General features: G+C 63.5%; 1 pseudogene. It reads right to left on the reverse strand.

From position 1 onward, the window contains the following. Positions 1 to 1283 (reverse strand): annotated as a pseudogene (locus EN969_RS31520) (mechanosensitive ion channel family protein); the annotation flags it as partial.

A 1283-nucleotide genomic window follows, 5' to 3' on the forward strand; every position in this document is an offset into this window, starting at 1 on the left:
ACCACGTTCTGCAGGCCAAAGCCGATACCGAGGGAAAGAGCGCCGGCGACCAGTGCCAGGCTGGACAGGTCGATGCCCGCCGCCGAGATGCCGACCAGTGCCGCCAGCGCGACGCCGGCATAGCCGACCGCCAGCCTGATCGAGTTGCGCACGCCGGTATCGACCTTGCCACGCGCCATGACCGAGCCGTCGAGCCAGCCCTGGAACCACCGCGTCAGGAAATAGCCTATGACGAAGACGACGATGCCGGAGAGGATGCCGGTGACCGAGATCGTCACCGAGCCGATGTTGATCCCGGTTGCGAGCTTGTAGGCCCAAGCCTGGATATCGCCGGGCTGGAAACCCCACATCAGCAGGATCAGCGGCAGGAACACCAGCACGATCATCACATTGATGGCAACGCTGACGACAAGGCCGAGCTGGTCGAGGGCCGTATCCTCGTAGCTGGAATTGGCCGACAGCCAGCGCCCGACGGAGGTGTTGGCGAAAGCACCCTCCTCGCCGATCGCCTGCGCCGACAGGAAGCCGATATAGGCGGTGATCAAGGCTGTGCCGGTGACGACGACCTGCAGCGAAACGAACAGCGCAAGGCCGATATAGCCGAGCAAGGCGGCTATGATGGTGAATAGGCCAAGGCCCAGCGACAGGTAGCGCAGCCATGCCGGCCAGGGCCGCCAGCTTCCGTCGCGCGCCTTGAACGGCCTCAGCATCGCCATCAGGATCAGGATGATGCCGACGATGATGGTGGCGACAAAACTGCGGGCGATGGTCAGCGACAGCGGCGAACCCATCTTGTCGTTGATCACCGACAGGAAGGTGTTGACGCTGATGACCACGGCCATGGCGGTGGCCAGGCGCACCAGCCAGCGCGCCGGCCCGGTTTCGACCGGGATCAGGCGCCAGTTCGGCAGCCGCGGTTCCAGCGCCGCATTGGTCAGCCGGTTGACGCAGAACACCACGCCGATGACGGTCGCCAGCGCGTTGAGGAAGAGCCCAATGTCGCCGCGCAACACATTGTAATAATTGAAAAAGAAAATCGTCGATCCAAGAAAGGCGGCAACCGCCAGCGTCGGCAGCAAGGTCGACCAGAAGGCCACCGAAAGGCGGCTGAGATAGGATGGGTCCTCATTGGTGGGGTCGGCTTCGAACACCCGCCCGAACAGACGCCTGCCGCCAACCAGCAGCACCAGCGCCAGCCCGAGCGCCACGAAGGTTGCCGCCAGGATCGCCTGGAACTTGAACTTGAAGGCAAAGCTCAACCAGGACGACACCGCCTTGTAGAG

It is taken from the genome of Mesorhizobium sp. M7A.F.Ca.CA.003.01.2.1, assembly GCF_003998945.1.
In the GTDB taxonomy this organism is placed as follows: domain Bacteria; phylum Pseudomonadota; class Alphaproteobacteria; order Rhizobiales; family Rhizobiaceae; genus Mesorhizobium; species Mesorhizobium ciceri.